Source organism: Shinella sp. R2-11, assembly GCF_055330205.1.
The window spans coordinates 315,491-334,942 of record NZ_JBVAPC010000005.1; the positions used below are offsets into that span (position 1 = coordinate 315,491).

General features: G+C 67.4%; 13 protein-coding genes. 1 reads left to right on the top strand and 12 read right to left on the bottom strand.

Annotated features, from left to right (window positions below; genetic code table 11):
• Position 1 precedes the first annotated feature (1 nt).
• Positions 2 to 1,345, top strand: coding sequence for a bifunctional folylpolyglutamate synthase/dihydrofolate synthase (locus ACZ1A1_RS15680; RefSeq protein ID WP_463620613.1), 1,344 nt, complete (start codon positions 2 to 4; stop codon positions 1,343 to 1,345).
• Between the two features lie 196 nt (positions 1,346 to 1,541).
• On the opposite strand, the gene trxA is transcribed toward ACZ1A1_RS15680, so the two are convergent.
• The 12 genes from trxA to ACZ1A1_RS15740 form a co-directional block, all read right to left on the bottom strand.
• The gene (gene trxA / locus ACZ1A1_RS15685) at positions 1,542 to 1,862 is read right to left on the bottom strand and encodes a thioredoxin (protein WP_119257972.1); all 321 of its coding nucleotides are present in this window, start codon (positions 1,860 to 1,862) and stop codon (positions 1,542 to 1,544) included.
• A gap of 95 nt (positions 1,863 to 1,957) precedes the next feature.
• Entirely contained in the window at positions 1,958 to 5,515 is a 3,558-nt protein-coding gene (gene addA / locus ACZ1A1_RS15690; protein ID WP_463620614.1) for a double-strand break repair helicase AddA, read from the bottom strand.
• Positions 5,508 to 8,684 (bottom strand): double-strand break repair protein AddB, encoded by a 3,177-nt coding sequence (addB, locus tag ACZ1A1_RS15695; RefSeq protein ID WP_463620615.1) that lies wholly within the window; start codon positions 8,682 to 8,684, stop codon positions 5,508 to 5,510. The genes addA and addB overlap by 8 nt, the downstream gene beginning before the upstream one ends.
• Positions 8,685 to 8,859: 175 nt before the next feature.
• On the bottom strand, positions 8,860 to 9,594 hold the full coding sequence (locus tag ACZ1A1_RS15700; protein ID WP_463620616.1) for a nucleotidyltransferase family protein: 735 nt from the start codon (positions 9,592 to 9,594) through the stop codon (positions 8,860 to 8,862).
• Positions 9,595 to 9,607: 13 nt separating this feature from the next.
• Positions 9,608 to 11,104, bottom strand: a complete 1,497-nt coding sequence (gene tsaE, locus ACZ1A1_RS15705; protein ID WP_463620617.1) for a tRNA (adenosine(37)-N6)-threonylcarbamoyltransferase complex ATPase subunit type 1 TsaE — start codon at positions 11,102 to 11,104, stop codon at positions 9,608 to 9,610.
• A gap of 4 nt (positions 11,105 to 11,108) precedes the next feature.
• Positions 11,109 to 13,556 carry a sensor histidine kinase gene (locus tag ACZ1A1_RS15710; RefSeq protein WP_463620618.1) on the bottom strand — a complete coding sequence of 816 codons (2,448 nt, stop codon included), beginning with the start codon at positions 13,554 to 13,556 and terminating at the stop codon, positions 11,109 to 11,111.
• Between the two features lie 293 nt (positions 13,557 to 13,849).
• Complete coding sequence (gene ahcY, locus ACZ1A1_RS15715; protein WP_463620619.1) at positions 13,850 to 15,250, bottom strand: adenosylhomocysteinase; 1,401 nt, start codon at positions 15,248 to 15,250, stop codon at positions 13,850 to 13,852.
• Between the two features lie 97 nt (positions 15,251 to 15,347).
• Positions 15,348 to 15,620, bottom strand: a complete 273-nt coding sequence (locus ACZ1A1_RS15720) for an HPr family phosphocarrier protein (RefSeq protein ID WP_119257978.1) — start codon at positions 15,618 to 15,620, stop codon at positions 15,348 to 15,350.
• A gap of 15 nt (positions 15,621 to 15,635) precedes the next feature.
• Positions 15,636 to 16,037, bottom strand: coding sequence for a PTS sugar transporter subunit IIA (locus ACZ1A1_RS15725; protein WP_119257979.1), 402 nt, complete (start codon positions 16,035 to 16,037; stop codon positions 15,636 to 15,638).
• A gap of 150 nt (positions 16,038 to 16,187) precedes the next feature.
• On the bottom strand, positions 16,188 to 16,658 hold the full coding sequence (locus ACZ1A1_RS15730) for an HPr kinase/phosphorylase (RefSeq protein WP_463620620.1): 471 nt from the start codon (positions 16,656 to 16,658) through the stop codon (positions 16,188 to 16,190).
• Between the two features lie 172 nt (positions 16,659 to 16,830).
• Positions 16,831 to 18,609, bottom strand: coding sequence for a stimulus-sensing domain-containing protein (locus tag ACZ1A1_RS15735; RefSeq protein ID WP_415214513.1), 1,779 nt, complete (start codon positions 18,607 to 18,609; stop codon positions 16,831 to 16,833).
• 91 nt (positions 18,610 to 18,700) lie between these two features.
• Positions 18,701 to 19,429: a response regulator transcription factor gene (locus tag ACZ1A1_RS15740; RefSeq protein ID WP_313195284.1), complete on the bottom strand. Its 729-nt coding sequence runs from the start codon at positions 19,427 to 19,429 to the stop codon at positions 18,701 to 18,703.
• Positions 19,430 to 19,452: the final 23 nt, after the last annotated feature.

Below are 19,452 nucleotides of genomic sequence, written 5' to 3' on the forward strand. Positions count from 1 at the left end.
CATGACCGGCGTGGCGGCCAGCGAGGCGGCGGCGGAGATCGAGAAGCTTCTCGGTCTCCATCCCAAGGGGTTCGATCTTTCGCTGGACCGCATCACGCGGCTTCTCTCCGCGCTCGGTAATCCGCACCTGAAACTGCCGCCGGTCATCCATGTGGCCGGCACCAACGGCAAGGGCTCGGTCACGGCTTTCTGCCGGTCGATCCTGGAGGCCGAGGGCCTTTCCGTCCACGTCCACACCTCGCCCCATCTCGTCAACTGGCACGAGCGCTATCGCCTCGGCGTCAAGGGCGGGCGCGGCCGCTTCGTCGAAGACGCCGTCCTTGCCGATGCGGTGCGCCGCGTCGCAGAGGCCAATGGCGGCGAGAAGATCACCGTCTTCGAAATCCTGACGGCCGTCACCTTCCTGCTGTTTTCCGAGCACCCGGCGGACGTCGCGATCATTGAGGTCGGCCTCGGCGGCCGCTTCGACGCGACCAATGTCATTCAGCATCCCGCCGTCTCGGTCATCATGCCGATCTCGCTCGATCACCAGGCCTATCTCGGTGATCGCGTCGAGCTGATCGCCGCCGAGAAGGCCGGCATCATGAAGCGCGGCGCGCCCGTCGTCATCGGCTTCCAGAGCGAAGAAGCGGCCCGCGACGTGCTGATCGAGACCGCCGAGCGCCTCGGCTGCCCCTATGCCGTCTACGGCCAGGATTTCATGGCGCACGAGGAATATGGCCGCCTCGTCTACCAGGACGAGTTCGGCCTCGCCGACCTGCCGCTGCCGCGCCTGCCGGGCCGCCACCAATATGCCAATGCCGCCGCCGCCATCCGTGCCGTCAAGGCGGCGGGCCTTGCGGTGTCGGAACATGCCATGGAAATCGGCCTTGCCCGCGTCGAATGGCCGGGCCGCCTCCAGCGGCTGCCGGATGGCGCGCTGCTTCGGCTTGCCCCGCGCGGCAGCGAGATCTGGGTCGACGGCGGCCACAATCCCGGCGCCGGCCAGGTGATTTCCGAGACCATGGCGAATTTCGAGGAGCGCGAGGCGCGCCCGCTCTTCCTCGTCACCGGCATGATCAACACGAAGGACCCGGTCGGCTATTTCGAGCCTTTCGGCGGCCTTGCCGAGCGCGTCTTCACGGTGCCGATTCGCGGCTCCGATGCCGGCCTCGACCCGGTGTCGCTCGCCGATGACGCCGCCCGCGCCGGCCTCGACGCCGCGCCGCTCTCGACCGTCGCAGAGGCGCTCGCCGAAATCGCCCGCATCACCGCGGAGGACTCCGTCCCCCCGCGCATCCTCATCGGCGGCTCGCTCTATCTCGTCGGCGACGTCCTCGCCGACAACGGCACGCCGCCGGCCTGAAGCAATCCTGCAGAAATGCGTGGCGCCAGGTGTCAGCCAGGCGCGGAGCGTTCGAAAGGGCCGACAAATGCGGTCCCTCTCCTGCCGCATGGATCCTCGGCTCAAGGCCGAGGATGACGTCGCGGGTGGGATGACGCTCGCCAAAAAATAAGCCCGGCACGAAGGCCGGGCTTGATCTTGTCCAATCGCGGTCCGTTCAGGCGGCGCTGGAAATCCACGAGGAGAGGGCCGTCTTCGGCGCGGCGCCGACCTTGATGTCGGCGACTTCGCCGCCCTTGAACAGGGCGAGCGTCGGAATGGAGCGTACGCCGTACTGGGCGGCGAGTTCCGGGTTCTCGTCGATGTTCAGCTTGGCGACCTTCACCTTGCCGGCGAGCTCCGAGGAGATCTCCTCGAGCGCTGGCGCGATCATCTTGCAGGGGCCGCACCATTCGGCCCAGAAATCGACGACGACCGGCTCTGCGGAATTGAGGACTTCGGCCTGGAAATTGGACTGGTCGACTTTGACGGTAGCCATGAGGCTCTCCTTGAATGGTGATCGTTGGTCAGGATGTGATGCTGGCGGCGCCCGGTTTCAAGGCCGGCCGACGGCGGAATGTCCTTTTCGGTATCTCACTTCGAGGCAAGTTCGGCAAGGCTTGCCTCCATGCGGGCGGCGTCCAGCCAGTAGGTTTTTGCCGCTTCCGTGTAGATCAGCCCGCAACGGATTTCCCGTCCGGGATAGAGCGGGGAAAGGATCGCGCGGTAGATCGCAAGCTGCGCCCGGTGCTCGAACGGAACCTCGTCCACCGAGCCCGGCGGCACGCGGTTCGTCTTGAAATCGACGATCTCGACCGCGCTTTCCGTCACCGCCATGCGGTCGATACGCCCCGAGACGGCATAGTCCCGGCTGCCGAGCGCCAGCGTGCCCATGATCGAGACCTCCGCCCGCGCCGCGGGCGAAAAGATCGCCGCAAGGCTTTCGTCATCGATGACGGCCAGCGCCGCCGCGATGAGCGCGGTCCGTGCGCTTTCCGGCCAGTTTGCCGCCGCCCGTTCCAGATAGCGCCGCGCCGCCGCCGCGCGCTCCACAGGTTCGAAGGCGGGCAGGACTTGCAGGAAGCGGTGCAGGATGCGCCCGCGCTCCAGCGCGAGCCCGGCCCCCTGAGCGCCGCCCTTCCGGCCGAACAGCGCCGAGGGCACCAGGAGGTCCGCCTTGTCCGTCTCGATCACCGCCGCCGCGCCGGAAGGGCTGAGCGGCCGCGGCAGGGATTTCTGCGGCGGCAGGGAACGTCCCAGCGCCTCTGGCAGCGCCGCCTGCGGCTTCTGTTCGGCTGCCGTCGTGATGACCTCGCCGACCGCCGCGGCGCCCGCCTCGCGCCAGGCGAGGCCCTGCCAGCTTTCGCTCACGGTCGCGAAGGTGGCTTCCACGCAACGCGCGTCATCGGCGGAAAGCGCGGCCGCGATCATCGGGTGCCAGGTATCCTTGTTCTCCTGCCGGCCGCGATAGCCGCAGACGACGAGCCGGTCGGCCGCGCGCGTCATCGCCACATAGAGCAGCCGGCGATATTCCTCCTCCGCCCCCGCCTTGATCCGCTCGGCATCCGCCTCGGTCATGGCGTTTCCGAGGTCCTTCAGCGGCAGCCAGGCCGGCAGGCCGCCGGCAAGGCTTGGTGCCGCAAGGAAGCGTAGCTGCGGCATGTGGCTGTGGCTGAAGGCCTTCGCCCCGCCATCGACGAGGAAGACGACCGGCGCCTCCAGCCCCTTGGCCGCATGCACGGTCATGATACGGATCTCGCCGCGCGCCTTGTCCTGCTCGCGCTTGACGGTCGGCGCCTCCAGTTCCAGCGTCGAGACGAAGGCCTGCAGGCCCGGCAGGCCGTTGTCCTCCTGCTCCAGCGCGAAGGTCAGGAATTCGTCGATGATCTCGCCCGCCTCCGCTCCGAGCCGCGCAAGGAAGGCCCGTCGCCCGCCGCCTGCGCCGAGAATGCGCGCATAGAAGTCATGCACGGACTGGCCGCGCGCATCGCGAATGGTGCCTTCGAGCCGGCGAACGACCGCCGCCAGCCTCTCATCCGTCTCCGCCACGTCGCGAAGCCGCGCCCAGAGCGTCTGCTTCCCGCCGCGCCGGGCGGCAAGCTCGAACAGGGTTTCCTCGTCGAGCCCGAACAGCGGGCTCTTCAAGAGCGCCGCCAGCGAAAGATCGTCCTCCGGCAGCACGGCAAAGCGGCCGAGCGCCATCAGGTCCTGCACGGCGATATGCTTCGTCAGCACCAGCCGGTCCGCGCCGGCGACAGGCAGGTTGTGCCGCTGTTTCAGAGTGCGGGTCAGCGCGTTGACGAAGGCGTCGCGCTTGCGCACCAGCACGATCACGTCGCCGGCCTCCATCGGCCGCGCCTTGCCCTTTTCCGTCACGCTCTCGCGGCCGATCCAGCCGGCCAGCGTATCGGCGATGCGCCGGGCGAGCACATTGATCGGCGCTTCCTCGGCGACGGCGTCGAAGGGCGCCGTCCAGTCCTCCTCGTCGAGCCCCGGCGGCGCGGCGATCACCTCCCAGATATCGACCGCGCCCGGCTCGCGCCCGCGATTGGAGGCATGCACGATCTCGCCGCCGCCCGGCGTCAGCCCGCGCGCATTGGCGGGATCGAGAAACACCCGGTCGACCGCCGAAAGCACGTCCCGCGTCGAGCGGAAGGAAAGCAGCAGCCGGATCGGGCTGAACGCCGCCTCCGCAACCTGCGTGCGGCGGGAGACCTCGCGTCCCTCCTCGGCGAACCGCTCCGGCCGCGCCCCCTGAAAGGAATAGATCGACTGCTTCTCGTCCCCCACCGCGAAGATCGTGCGCCCGGCGATGCGCGCCGTTTCGCCGGCGAAGAAATCGTCCGTCAGCGCCTTCACGATCTGCCATTGCCGCGGGCTGGTATCCTGCGCCTCGTCGACGAGGATATGGTCGATGCCCTGGTCGAGCTTGTAATGCACCCAGGCGCTCACCCGCTCGCGCGTCAGAAGCGACGCGGTGCGGTCGATCAGGTCGTCGAAATCGAGCAGGCTGCGCGCGCGCTTCAGGTCCTCGTAGTCGCCGATCAGCCGCTCGGCGATGACGAGCGCGGCAAGCGTCGCCTCGTACATGCGCAAGCGCCGCAGCCGGTCGTCGCAGGCGATCACATGGGCCTGCGCGGCCTGCAGCGCCGCTTCGAGATGGGGCGCGCTGTCCTTTACCTTCTTGGAGAAGAACGAGCGCTCCAGGCTGCGCGGCGTGCCGGTGCCGGTGAAGAAGAGGTCGTGCAGCGCCGCCCGCCGCGCCTCGGCATCCGTCAGCCGCGCGACGCCGCGCAATCCGGCGGCGGAAGCCTTCACCGTCTCGCTGCCGAGCGCTTCGGCAGCGGCGAGGTAGCTTTCCAGCATCGTGCCCTGCAAGCCGTCGAGCGGCCAGAAGGCGGCAAGGATGTCCTCCGCCGTCTCGTCCGGCGCCAGCCCGATTTCCCGGCGAAGCACCGCCTCCGCACCGCCGGCCTTTTCAGTGGCTTCGAGGAATTCGCGGATCGGCCCGCGGCTGGCGACGATGTCGGAGATAAGCTTTTCCAGTCCCGTATCGTCGGCGATGTCGAGCACGGTGGCGAAGGCGGCGGCGAGCGTCCGGTCGTCCTCGCTGGCCGTCGCGGTCAGGAGGGTCCGTCGCGCATCTGCCAGCAGCACGGCCGCCGCCCGGTCGTCGAGCACGGAAAAATGCCCGGCGACATTGGCTTCCAGCGGGAACTGGTGCAGCAGCGCCTCGCAGAAGGCGTGGATGGTCTGGATCTTCAGTCCGCCCGGCGTTTCCAGCGCGCGGGCGAAGAGCCGCCGCGCCTCGGCGAGCTTGAGGAGGTCCGGCCGCTCGCCCTCGATGGCCGCCACCCGGTCGGAGAGCGCCTCGTCGGAGAGCGTCGCCCATTCCGCCAGCCGCTCGAAGACGCGGTTCGACATTTCCGAGGCGGCGGCCTTGGTATAGGTCAGGCAAAGAATGGCCGATGGCCGGCAGCCGGCGAGCAGCAGGCGGATGACGCGCTGCGTCAGCACATGCGTCTTGCCCGAGCCGGCATTGGCCGAGACCCAGGCCGAGCGGCGCGGATCGGAGGCTATCGCCTGTTTCTGCGTGGTCCAGTCCAGCCAGGCGGCGGGCTCGGTGGAGACGGGCCGGTCTTCCTCAAGCATCCTCGCCCTCCCCGCTGTTTTCGGCGGACGACCATTCGGCGACGCGCGCCAGATGGTCGTATTCCCCGCCATAGTCCCGTTCCTGCTCGGGGATCAGCCGCGAGGCGAAGCCGTAGCGCCCCGCGATCAGCCCTGTCAGCAGCTTCTCCAACTCCGTCAGCGCTTCCTCGGCAAGGTCGGATGCCGATTTCGGCGTCGCATTGGCGGATTTCGCATGCTCGTTGTTGACCTGCTCCTCCTTGAACCGTTCGCCGGGTTTGAGGCGGACATAGAGAAGGTTCGCCGGCTCGCGGATACCGGGGCCACGAAACGCCCCACGCTTGATCGCCGCCGCCTCCAGCGCGAGCTGCGGGTCGAGCAGCGCGCGCGCCACCTTCAGGGAAGGCGTGCTGCCGGTCTTGTAGTCGAGAAGATCGGCGCTGCCGTCAGGCAGGATGTCGATGCGGTCGGCAATGCCGGTGAGCCGCACGCCGCTCAGCGCGAGGTCGAGCGAGGCCGGCACTTCCGTCAGGCTTTCCCGCACGCTGCCTGCCCGCTTCAAGTGCCAGTCCACGAAAGCGCGGGCGACGGCGGCGAAGCGCGGCCGCCAGACAGCGTCGATATGCGGCGGCAGGGCGACCGCATCAAATTCCTCCTTGAGAATCCGGCTTATCAGCGCAAGCGGTTCGCCGGTTGCCTCCTCCCGCACGAAGCGGTCGACGATCCGGTGATAGAGCGAGCCGCGCTCGGCCGGGCCGGGATCGAGATTGAACGGCGCGATGGGATCGAGCCGGAGGATATGCTGGGCATAGATCGCGTAGGGGTCGCGCCGCAGCCGGCCGATCTGGCTGAAGGAATATTTCTTCGGCTGCAACTCCGCAGGCGGCCGCGGCGCCGGGCGCGGGGCATTCGGCACCGGCGCGCTCCTGTCCACCGCATTCGCCCAGTCGATGAAGCTTTTGCCGCGCGCGCGCAGGTCGCCGGCGAGGGCGGGGCCACCAACGGCGAGCAGCCGTTGCAGCCAGCGCGAGGCGACGGTGGGGGCGGTGCCGTTGCGCAGCGCCCGCGTCAGGATGAGTTTCGGTGCGCCGGCGGCCATTTGCAGGTCGTGGCCGAGTTGGCCGATGCGCCGCTCCGGTGGTTCCAGCCCGATCTCCACCTTCATGATGCGGGAGAGGAAGGCATCGTTCGCCGCCTGTCCCGGCCAGGTGCCCTCGTTGAGCCCGCCGATCACGACGGTATCGACGCTTTGCAGGCGCGATTCGAGCGCACCGAAGATGAACACGCGCGGATGGCGCATGGAGCGCGGCTTGACGCTCTCGCTCGTCGCCAGCGCCTCGATGATATCGCACCATTGCGGCCCGTCGGCCTCGATCTGCCCGTCCGTCTCGATGACGCTTTTCAGGAGGTTCGCAAGGCTGTCGCCGGCCTCGCCCGACCAGAGCGCGGCAAGGTCGCCGCGCGCGTCCGCCACCACCGCCTCCAGCGCCCGCCCGGTCCGCTCCGCCCAGTCGGAGAGCGGCAGCTTCGAGGAGAAGCGCCGCCCTGTCCGGCTTTGCTGTACGAGGAGGCCGGTCAGCGGCTCGACCGCGTCGGCGATCCGGCGCGCAAGGTCACGAGCCAGCGGAAGGGCTTCCGCCGGCAGCGCTGTGCGCCAGAAAGGTGGGTGCCGATCCCCTGCCTGCTGCGCGATGGCGGCCTCCAGCAGCGGTTCCAGCGTGGAAATGTCGATCTCCGCCGTGCCGCCGCGCAGCGCCGTCAATTCCAGTGCGGTTACGGCCGCGCGCATCGCGGCTTCGGCAAGGCCGAAGTGGGCGAGGGGGTGTTTCAGGAGGGCAACCAGCGGCACCGGATCGCCGGGCCGTAGCGCCGCCTCCGTGAGGAGGCGCAGCAGCGTTCCTTGCGGCGTGGAGAGCAGCGGCGTGCCGGCCGAATCGTCCGCCTCGATGCCGAAGCGGGCGAGTTCCGCAGCGACGCGCCGGCCGAGCTTGCGGTCCGGCGTGATCAGTGCCGCCTGCGCCTCCTCGCTGTCCTCCAGCGCGAGCCGCAGCGCGATGGCGATGGCCAGCGCCTCCTCGCGTTCGTTCGCGGCTTCCACGAGCGACACGTCGCGGAACGCTTGCGCCATCCGGCCGGCATCCAGCGTGCCGCGGACCTCGCCCCAGCCGGCCGTCGCCTGTGTCGGCAGGAAGGCGCTGGAGAGGATTTTCGTGCGGTATTCCAGCATTTCGGGCGGTGCGCCCAGCGTTTCCACATCGGCGCGCGTGCAGCCCATGCGGGCGAGCAGCCGGTGGAGGCCGTATTGCGGATGGCTGCGGGAGGCGGCGTCCGGCTTCTGGGCGCCGTCCTGCCGGCCGACCAGCATCCATTCCGTGTCCGACATGAAGCGGTCGAGCCCCGGCAGGATGACGACGCCGTTCGGCAGCTCTGCGACGGCGGCGATCAGCCCGGCCGTCGCGGGGATGGAGCCCGTCGAGCCGGCAATGATGACGGGGCCGCTGGGCGGGGAATGGCGATAGCGCTCCGTCTCGGCGTGGAGCGTCGCATTGCGCCGGAGGGAGGGCGAGGAGCGGTTCAGCTCCGTCAGCCGCGCCGGCCAGAAATCGCTGGCGATCTTCAGGAATTCGGCGGTGAGCTGCCACCAGAGCGCATGGTTGGAAGTGTCGAGATTCTCCAGCGCCGACCAGTCGAGCTCCTCCGTCTCCATCGCGTCGATGATCTCGGCTAGGTTGCGGGCAAGCCACACGGCGTCCGCCGGGCTTGCGGGGGCGACGAGCGGGCTGTCGGCATGGACGGACGTGACGGCGGCCGGCAGCCGGTTGCGCCAGGCAAGGACGAGGCGGGCGAGTTCGAGAAGCCGCGTCGGGCCGGAAAGCGGCTCGGCCATGTCGAGAAGGGCGGGGGCCACCTCGTCGAAGAAGCCGCTGTCGTCGTCCGTCTCGCCGAGCGCCCGGATGGTGGGCAGGATGGCCGAGCGCCCGCCGAAGAGATCGACGAATTCCGAGCGGATGACGCGGGCCGAGCGCCGGGTCGGCACATAGATGGTGACGTCGGCCAGCGCCAGCGGATCGGCGGGATCGTAGGTGAAGCCGGGAACGAGCCGCCCGTCGACGAGGCTTTGCGCGACCGTCTTCAGGAAGGGCAGGCTCGCCAGGATCGAATAGATGCGGCCGCCCGCGCGCGTCGTCATGATTGCCACCGGTTCGAAGAGGCCGCGGCCGCGCCTCCCCCCTCATCCGACCCTGCGGGCCACCGTCTCCCCGCAGGGGAGAAGGGAAAACGAGAGGCTTGCAATCTTGTCCTTCTCCTCGCCGGGGTGCCGGCAGGCTTATCAAGGGGCGCGATCCCCTGCGGCCCTGCGGCCCTCATGCCGCCGCCTCGCGGAAGGCGCCGATCACGGCCTCCGCCGCGCCGATGGCCTCGGGCGTGCCCACCGTGATCCAGTGGCCTTCCAGCATGATGCCGCGCAGCCGGCCCGCTTCGATGGCGCGGTCGAAATAGATGTTGAGGTTGAAGGCGTCACTGGGCGCATCGTCGAGCAGCGCCGGCATCAGCGCGAGCGCGCCGGCATAGACGACGGGCGTGCCGCTGCCTTCCCGGTAGCGGGTGAGGCGGCCTTCCATATCGAGCGAAAAGTCCTTCTTGCCGTTGTGCCCGGTCGTGTCCTCCAGCTTCACGCAGAGCATGAGGATGTCCATGGTCTCGGGATCGAAGCTTTCCGCGAGCCGCTGGAGATTGGTCTTCTGGTCGGATTTTTCGCCGATCCAGAAGAGATCGGCGTTCATGACGAGCACGGGTTCGCGGCCGAGCAGCTTCAGACCCTTCGCAAGCCCGCCGCCGGAATTCATCAGCCGGTCCGTTTCGTCGGAAAGGATGATCTCCGGCACCGTCCGGCTGGCGAGATGCGCCGTCATCTGGTCGGCGAAATGATGCACGTTGACGACGGCGCGCTTCACGCCCGCTTCGGCCAGCGCATCCAGCCCGTAGTCGATCATCGGCTTGCCGGCGATCGGCACCAGCGGTTTCGGCATGGTGTCGGTGATGGGGCGCAGGCGCGTTCCAAGGCCGGCGGCCAGCACCATGGCGTCTTCGATCTTCATCGGGGCACTCGCGCTATGATTCGGTCGCGAGGATTCCAGCCTTTTCGCACCAGACGCGCAAGGGGGCGAGGTCGGGATGGGAAAGCGCCTGCGTCAGATAACGGAAGGTGCGCGGCATGTGGCGCATATAGGCGGGCTTGCCGTCGCGCTGCATCAGCCGCACCCAGATGCCGACTAGCTTGCAATTGCGCTGCGCCGCCATGACGTGCCAGTCGCGCAGGAAGCGCTGCCGGTCGAAGCCGCCCTGTTCCTCGCGCAGCGAGAGGTAGCGGGCCAGCATGCCGTCCGCGAGGTCATCGGGAATATCGACGCGGGCGTCCTGCACCAGCGAGGCGACATCATAGGCCGAGGGGCCGATCATCGCATCCTGGAAATCGATGATGCCGACCCGGTCGATGCCTGCCGCCTCCGGCCGCCAGATGATGTTCGGCGAATGGAAGTCGCGCAGCAGGAGATTGTGCTCGGCCGCCGAAAGGCTGGCGATCAGCCCGTCCCATATGGCGATGTACTCTTGGCGCTCATCCTCGCTCGCCGGCGTGCCCCGTTTCCAGGGCAGATACCAGTCGGTGAGGAGGCTCACCTCGATCTGCATGGCGTCCCGGTCGAAATCCGGTACCCGATGGACGATGCCATCGGCAACCGGCAGATCGCGCGCAAAAACCTGCCCGTGCATATGCGCAAGGCAGGCGGCGCTCTCCAGATAGCGCTCCGCGATCGGCGCGCCCTCCGCATCGAGAACGCCCTCGCTGCCGAGGTCCTCGATCAAGAGGATGCCTTGTTCGATATCCGCCTCGTAGATGGCGGGCGCGCGAAGACCGCGGGAAACGAGGTGCCGGCCGACCGCGATGAACGGCTTCACGTCCTCGGCGATATGGGCGATCTGCTGGTAATATTTGCCATGGGCGAGGATCGGGCCGGGCGTGTGGCGCGGCGCGTCCATCAGCACATAGCGCGTGCCGCCGGACGTGACATGCTCATAGGCACGCACGGAGGCATCGCCCGTCAGGTGCCGGCGGGCGGCATCCCGGTAGCCGGCTTCGTCGAGGAAGGCGCGGATGGCGAGGGAGCGCCCGATGCGGGCAAGCGCCGGTGCCGGGCCGTCGATGACGACGCGCCGGCCCTCGCCTTCATGCGTGAAGGTGAGGGTGATACCGTCGGCGGGCAGGGCGCCTTCGCCCTTTTCCGGCCATTCGACGAGGCAGATGCCGTCGGCAAGTGCCTCGTCGAAGCCGAGTTCGTCGATCTCGGCGGCATCCGCGATGCGGTAGAGGTCGAAATGGGCGACGGGGAGCCTGAGATCGTAGCTCTGCACCAGCGTGAAGGTCGGGCTCGGTACCTCCAGAAAGGCATCGTCCGCGATGGCGCGGATCACCGCGCGCGAGAAGGTCGACTTGCCGGCGCCGAGATCGCCGGAGAGCGCGACACAGTCGCCGCGCTTCAACGCAATCGCCATGTCCTCGCCGAAGCGGATGGTCGCGGCTTCGTCGGCAAGGAAGATGTCGAGCGCCATGCGCCTATTCCGCTGCCGCGAACGAGGTCATCGTCGCCGAGGGAATACGCACGGTGACGTCCGTGCCGCGGCCCTCGTGGCTGTCGATCTTGACGGTGCCGTGGTGCAGGCTGACGAAACTCTCCACGATGGAAAGGCCGAGGCCTGCCCCGCCATGGCGGCCATGGCTCTCGAAGCGGTTGAACACGGTCTTCAGCACGTCCTGCGGAATGCCCGGCCCCCGGTCGGAGACCGTGAAGACGAGGTCGCTGCCCTCGCGCCAGCAGCGGAAGCCGATGGCGCTGCCGGCCGGCGCGAAATTCGCGGCATTGCCGAGCAGCTTGATGAGGATCTGCTTGAGCCGCTGCTGGTCGGCGACGATTGTGCCGAGATTGTCGGGCGCGGTGATCTCCAGCGTCACCTGCGCGTCGTGCAGCCGGTCGGCGAACTGCATCGACACGTCGTCGATGAGGTCCGTCAGGTTGATCTCGGTATAGTCGAGCTCCATGATGCCGGCATCGACGGTCGCAAGGTCGAGGATGTCGTTGACGATGGTCAGCAGCACCGCCGAGGAGGTCGCGATATGGTCGACATATTCGGCCTGCCGGTCGTTGAGGTCGCCCATGGTCGGCGTCTTCAGGAGGTCGGCGAAGCCGATGATGTTGGTCAGCGGCGAGCGCAGCTCGTAGGAGACGTGCTGCACGAAATCGTTCTTCAGGGCATCCGCCTTGCGCAGCGCCTCGTTCTTCTCGGTCAGCGCCCGGCTGACGCGCACGCTGTCGGTGACGTTGACGAAGGTCAGCATCGTCTGCGCGTTGGAGAGCGGAATGACCGCGAAGTCGAGGATGAGGCCGGTGCGCAGCTCCAGCACGCCCTGGCAGGAGGGGCGCTCGTCGTCGAAGCTGGTGATGATGTGCGCGAAGCGCTTCCAGCCGTCAGGCTTGTCGTAGGACGGCGCGCAGGCCTGCTCGATGGCGCGGATATGCGTGCCGGACTTCGCCTCGGCCTCGCTGATGCCCCACAGCGCCCGGAAGGCCGGGTTGGAGAGGCGGATGCGCCCGTCAGGGCTGAACACCGCGACGCCTTCGGCGAGGTGATCGATCGTCTCGTCCTGCACCTGCACCAGCGTGTTGTAGCGCGTCTCGAGATCGACCTTTTCCGTCAGGTTCTCGAAGACCCAGGTGGCGCCGCCCTGCGGGCGGGCGGTGGCGAAGACGCGCAGCGTCTGGCCGTTCGGCAGGTGCCAGAGGTCGGTCTGCGTATCGATGGCGCGGTAGACGGAAAGCGCGGTTTCCTTCCACTGCTTCCAGTTGAGCTGCTCCGGCAGCTTGCCGGCGGCGCGCAGGCGATCGAGCAGCTCGCCGTTGCCGGGCTTGCCTTCGAGGAAGGCCGTGTCGACCTCCCACATGGTCTGGAAGGCCTGGTTGTAGAATTGCAGGCGCTGGTCGCCATCGAAGATCGCGACGGGCGTCGCGAGATGGTCGAGCGTTTCGGCGTGGCTCTTCAGCGTGCGCGCCAGTTCCTCGCGCACCGCCTCGACATCGGAGACGTTGACGGCGATGCCGGCGGAGCCCGTCGTGCTGCGGGCGTCCACCACGTCGAAGAAGCTGCGGTTGCCGTGCACGACGGTCGAGACCTTGTCGCGGAACGGCGTGTCGTAGGTGGCGGTTGAGCGGATCCTTTCACGCGCGATGGTTGGCAGCAGCTCGCGGCCTTCGGTGACCGCGCCCGCCGCGTCCCTCGCCTCGACGGCCTCGGCATAGGCTTCGTTCACCCAGGCGAGCGAGCCGTCGGCGGCGCGCTGCCAGACGGGCAGGTCGATCTGGTCGAGCAGGCCCTGCAGGGTCGTCAGCGCGGCGACCAGCCGGTCGCGCTCCAGCTTCAGCTCGGCGGCTTCCGCGCGCAGATTGTTGAGCGCCACGAAGCGCACGAAGGCCTGCCCGCCCGAAACGCGGCCCTGCGCTTCCAGCACCTCCTCGCGGGTGGTTTCCACGACGAGGTCGAAGCTCTGGGCCTGCGAGCGCAGTTTTTCGACGGCGCGCTCGATCTCGCTGGCGGAGGCCGGCTTCAGCCAGCGGCCGAAGGCAAGGAAATCGCGGTCGGCCTGCGGCGCGCCGGTTTCCGGCGGCAACTGGCCCAGGAATTCCGGCTTGCCGGAAAGGCCGTCCCACATGACGATGCGGCGGTTCTTGTCGCCGATCAGCGCCTGCAGGCGGGAAACGGTGTGGCGCGCGTCGGAAAGGTGCGCGCGCAGCTCGCGGTGCTCGGCCTCCATGCGGCCGCGCTGGCGGATCATCCAGAGCGCCGAGATCATCGCCGCCGACAGGACGCCGAGCATCATGGATCCGGTGACGATCTCCGTGGTGGCGAGATGGCCGGCGGCATGCGCCGGGCCGGCAAGGGCAAGCGATGCCAGCGCCGAGCCGGCCGCAAGGATGCGCCTGCCGCGGCCCGTCAGCCAGCCGTTAACCATATTTGCATTTTGCGGCGCAAGTCTATGCGCCGTATCCCGCCCCGGCAGGCTGAAAGCCTGCCCGGAACGGCCTCGTTTCTGTTCCGCCATCATCCCCGGTATGTCTCCGTCCGTTTGCCGCCTGATCGACAAGACATCCCAATCCGGCGCGCAAGGTCCGCATCTCCACGCCGAATCAACGCCTTAAACGATACTTGTTTCACGAATCGTCGGGAAGGGACGGGGGCAAAAAAGAGGCGGCGCGCCTTGTCAAGCGCGCCGCCTCTAGATGTTGTGGATAATCCGGGTAAGGATCAGTACCTGTAGTGCTCGGCCTTGAACGGACCCTGCGGCGTCACGCCGATATAGCCGGCCTGCTCCTCGGAAAGTTCCGTGAGGCGGGCGCCGAGCTTGGCGAGATGCAGGCGCGCGACCTTCTCGTCGAGCTGCTTGGGCAGGATGTAGACTTCGTTCTGGTAGTTCTCGCCCTTGGTGTAGAGCTCGATCTGGGCCAGCACCTGGTTCGAGAACGAGGCGGACATGACGAAGGACGGGTGGCCGGTCGCGTTGCCGAGGTTGAGCAGGCGGCCTTCCGAGAGCAGGATCATGCGGTTGCCCTTCGGGAACTCGATCATGTCGACCTGCGGCTTGATGTTCGTCCACTTGAAATTGCGGAGCGCGGCGACCTGGATCTCGTTGTCGAAGTGGCCGATATTGCCGACGATCGCCATGTCCTTCATCTCGCGCATGTGCTCGATGCGGATGACGTCCTTGTTGCCGGTGGTGGTGATGAAGATGTCGGCGCTGGAGACGACGTCCTCGATCTGCACCACTTCGAAGCCGTCCATCGCGGCCTGCAGGGCGCAGATCGGGTCGATTTCCGTGACCTTGACGCGGGCGCCGGCACCGCGGAGCGATGCGGCAGAGCCCTTGCCCACGTCGCCGTAGCCGCAGACGACGGCGACCTTGCCGGCCATCATCACGTCGGTGCCGCGGCGGATGCCGTCGACCAGCGATTCCTTGCAGCCGTACTTGTTGTCGAACTTCGACTTGGTGACGCTGTCGTTGACGTTGATCGCCGGGAAGGGCAGCAGGCCCTTCTGCTGGAGCTGGTAGAGACGGTTGACGCCGGTGGTCGTCTCTTCCGTAACGCCCTTGATCGCGTCGCGCTGCTTCGTGAACCAGCCCGGGGAGGCGGCAAGGCGCTTCCTGATCTGCGCGAAGAGGATTTCCTCTTCTTCCGAACCGGGATTCGTCAGCACGTTCTCGCCGGCTTCGGCGCGGGCGCCGAGCAGGATGTACATGGTGGCGTCGCCGCCGTCGTCGAGGATCATGTTGGAAAGGCCGCCGTCAGCCCACTGGAAGATCTTGTCCGTATACTGCCAGTATTCGGTGAGGCTTTCGCCCTTGACGGCATAGACCGGAATGCCGGCGGCGGCGATGGCGGCGGCGGCGTGGTCCTGCGTGGAGAAGATGTTGCACGAGGCCCAGCGGACGTCGGCGCCGAGCGCGACCAGCGTCTCGATGAGGACGGCGGTCTGGATGGTCATGTGCAGCGAGCCGGTGATGCGCGCGCCCTTGAGAGGCTTGGATGCGCCGAACTCTTCGCGGCAGGCCATCAGGCCCGGCATTTCCGTCTCGGCGATCTGAATTTCCTTGCGGCCGAAATCGGCGAGCCCGATATCGGCGACGTGGTAGTCCTGCGTGGTGGTCATCAAAAATCTCCAGTCGTGATGGCGCTTCCTATCAGGAAACGGCGACTGGAGCAACCGGACATAAAGAAGTCTTTATATCCTTATGTCGGCGGGTGGTTTACATTTCCTCGCCGAAGCGGTCGGCGATGAGCGCGTCCAGCGCGTCGAGCACCTCGCGCGCCTGGCTGCCCGTCGCGGTGACGAGCACGCTGCAGCCGGGGCTGGCGGCCAGCATCATCAGGCCCATGATCGAGGTGCCGCCCACCGTCATGCCGTCCTTGGAGACGGTCACTTCCGCGTCGTAGCCGTCGACGGTCTGGACGAACTTGGCCGAGGCGCGGGCGTGCAGGCCGCGCTTGTTGATGATGAGGAGCTCTTTCGAGACGGTCATGGGCGGCGGGAGACCTTACTTGCCGCTCAGCACGCGGCTTGCCACGTTGATATATTTGCGGCCGGCTTCCGACGCGTCGATCAGCGCCTTTTCCATGTTGTTCTCGCCGCGGATGCCGGCGAGCTTGATCAGCATGGGCAGGTTCACGCCGGCGATCACCTCGATGCCCTCGCCGGTCATCACGGAGATCGCAAGGTTCGACGGGGTGCCGCCGAACATGTCGGTGAGGATGATCACGCCATGGCCCTGGTCGGCCCGGTTGACGGCCTCCAGGATGTCCTGGCGACGCTGGTCCATGTCGTCCTCGGGGCCGATGCAGACCGTCTCGATGGCCTTTTGCGGACCGACAACATGTTCAAGGGCGTGACGGAATTCCTCCGCCAGCTTGCCATGGGTGACAAGCACCAGTCCGATCATCAGCAGTCGCTCCAGTTTCCCGACACAAACGGACGGCCCATTACCGCAATGCAACAATTCCGTCCACCGTTGGGGTGGCCATCATGTCAATGAAAAGCCCAAGTGCAAGCCCTAAATGCCCGTTTTGGCGTTTTGCCGGGGCTTTTGCGGTCAATCCCGGAGGATTTCCGGGTGCAGCGTCGCCAATATCGAGAAAGCCGTGCAGCCGGCAAGGAGCGGCAGCCGCGTCAGCGGCAGGAAACGCCCCGGAAGGATCTCCGCCGTTTCCCCGTCCGGCGGCAGGCGCTCGGCAAAGGGCGGTGCGATGGGCCGCACGGCCCGGTGCAGCACGGCCTCGCCGACCGTCTCCATCCGGACGATCCCCGCGCCCCGCACCTCGATCAGCCCGGCGATGCTGGCGGGCGCCCGCGCAATGAGCCGGCCGTCTTCTTCGGAAACGAGAACCTGATCGTCGCTGACGAGTGCGGCGGAAAGCCCGCGCATTCTGGCCTCATAAATGCACTGGAGAGCAGCGGAGCTTTTGCCCGCGCCGGAGGGGCCGACAAAGAGAATCCCGGTCGTGCCGATCACGATTGCGGTTGCGTGGATATTGGGCAGCGCAGCGGTTGCCATGCCCCTCATCCCGTTGCCGCGACCTTCTCCCCGCAGGCGGGAAGAAGGGACCAGGGGCGATGCCCCGCTTCCCTAGAAAAGGTGACTGTCCTGGGAAGGCGGCGCAACATCGCCCTTCTCCCCGCTTGGGGGGAGAAGGTGCCGGCAGGCGGATGAGGGGCCGTATCATGCAAGACCACGCTCATTTCTGCGCCCCCGCCGGCAGCGAGAGGGTGAAGCGGGCGCCGAGCTTTTCGCCGGTCGCCTTGTCGACGATGTTGTCGGCCTTCAGCGTGCCGCCATGCGCCTCGGCGATCTGGCGGGAAATGGAGAGGCCGAGGCCGGAATTCTGGCCGAAGCCCTCGCTTGCCGGGCGGTCCGTATAGAAGCGCTCGAAGATGCGGTCGATGTCTTCCGCCTGGATGCCGGGACCGTTGTCCTCGACCTGGATGATGCAGCGGTCGTTCCGCCCGCGCGAAAGCCGCACGACGATGCGCCCGCCGGGATCGGGCACGAAGGAGCGCGCGTTCTCGATGAGGTTCGTGACGATCTGGCCGATGCGCAGCTCGTAGCCGCTGACCTCGAAGCGCGCCTTCGGATTGTCCTTGCGGTCGACGACGAAGTCGAGCGTGACGGGCTTCTTGCGCGTGTTGACCTGGCGGGAGATGTCGATGAGGTCGCCCAGCAGTTTTTCGAGGTCGACGCCGCGCGCGTCGCTGCGCGCCAGCTCCGCATCGAGCCGCGAGGCGTCGGAAATGTCGCTGATCAGGCGGTCGAGGCGGCGCACGTCGTGCTGGATGATGTCCATCAGCCGCTTCTTCGAATCGTCCGTCTTGGCGAGCGGCAGCGTCTCGACGGCGCTGCGCAGCGAGGTCAGCGGGTTCTTGAGCTCGTGGCTGACATCGGCGGCAAAGCTCTCGATGGCGTCGATGCGGTCGTAGAGCGCCGTCGTCATCTGGCGCAGCGCGATGGAAAGGTTGCCGATCTCGTCCTGGCGCACGGAGAAGTCGGGGATCTCCTCGCGCTCCTTCGCCCCGCGCCTAACGCGGATCGCCGCCGCCGAAAGCCGGCGCAGCGGGTTGGCGATGGTGCTGGAGAGAAGCAGCGACAGCGCGATGTTGACGAGGCCCGCGACGCCGGCGACGCGCATGATGGCGAGGCGCTCGGCATGGACGATCTTGTCGATGTCGCCCGCCTGCGTCGAGAGCAGCAGCACGCCGAGCACGGCGCGGAAGCGCTGCACGGGCACGGCGACCGAGACGATCAGCTCGCCCTTGTCGTTGACGCGCACGACGGCGCCGCGCACGCCCGTCAGCGCGTTCATCACCTCGGGATAGATCGAGCCGTCGCCGCCCGGTGCTTCCTTGTATTGCGGCAGGTTGCTCGGCTGGAGGATGCGGTTGAACCAGACGTTGAGCTGGTCGAGCAGGCTCGGGCTTTCCGGCTCCACCGGCGGCAGGTCGAAGCGCAGCACCTGGCCCTGCGTATAGAGATGGCGCGAATCGAGCAGCAGGTTGGCGTCAGTGTCGTAGATGCGCGCGCGCGTGCGGGTCGGCGAGATGAGCCGCCTAAGGACGGGGGCGATGCGCTCGGGATTGATCGGGAATTCGAGGTCGTCGTCGCCCGGCAGCGGCGTGATGCTCTGGCCCGCCTGCAGCTCCAGCAGCTTCTCCGGGTCGATGGTGATCGAATTGGTGTCGACCGAGGCCGAGGCGGAGATCGCGCCGGCGATGATCTCGCCCTGGGTCAGCAGGCTCTCGACGCGGGCGTCGATCAGCCCCTCGCGGAACTGGTTGAGATAGAGGATGCCCGCGACGAGCACGACCAGCGCGACGAGGTTGAAGAAGAGGATGCGGCGCGTGAGGCTGGAGAAGACGGCATTGCCGAAGATGCGGCGCGCCAGCGTGAAAGGATGGGTCCAGCGGCGTCCCGAGCGCGGCGCTGGCCTGCCCTCGGCGTCCTCTCCATCCCTTTCCAGCACGGTCTGCGACAAGCGGGTGATCCTTCATGCGGCGCAACGCCGCCGACCGCGGCATGCCATCGCTGCCGCGGTCGATGCAAGCAAAATCGCCTCAGGCGGTTTCGCGGAAGCGATAGCCGACGCCGTAGAGCGTTTCGATCATGTCGAAGTCGGTATCGACCATCTTGAACTTCTTGCGAAGCCGCTTGATGTGGCTGTCGATGGTGCGGTCGTCGACATAGACCTGCTCGTCATAGGCGGCATCCATCAGCGAATCGCGGCTCTTCACCACGCCGGGGCGCTGGGCGAGCGAATGGAGGATCAGGAATTCCGTGACGGTCAGCGTCACTGGCTCGCCCTTCCAGGTGCAGGTATGGCGCTCCTGGTCCATGACGAGCTGGCCGCGCTCCAGCGAGCGTGCGGCGACCTCGCCGGGCTTTGCCGTGCCGGCCGCACCCGCCGAGGCGGCCGCCTCGCGGCTCGAGGCGCGGCGCAGGATCGCCTTGACGCGCTCCACCAGCAGGCGCTGGGAGAAGGGCTTGGTGATGAAGTCGTCCGCGCCCATCTTGAGGCCGAACAGTTCGTCGATCTCCTCGTCCTTGGAGGTGAGAAAGATGACGGGAATGTCCGACTTCTGGCGCAGGCGCCGCAGAAGCTCCATGCCGTCCATGCGCGGCATCTTGATGTCGAAGATCGCAAGCTGCGGCGGGCGGGCAAGAAGGCCGTCGAGGGCGGACGCGCCGTCCGTATAGGTCTCGACCTTGTAGCCTTCCGCCTCCAGGGCGATCGACACGGATGTGAGGATATTCCGGTCGTCGTCTACGAGTGCGATCGTCTGCATCCTGCTTGTCTCCATATTCATGG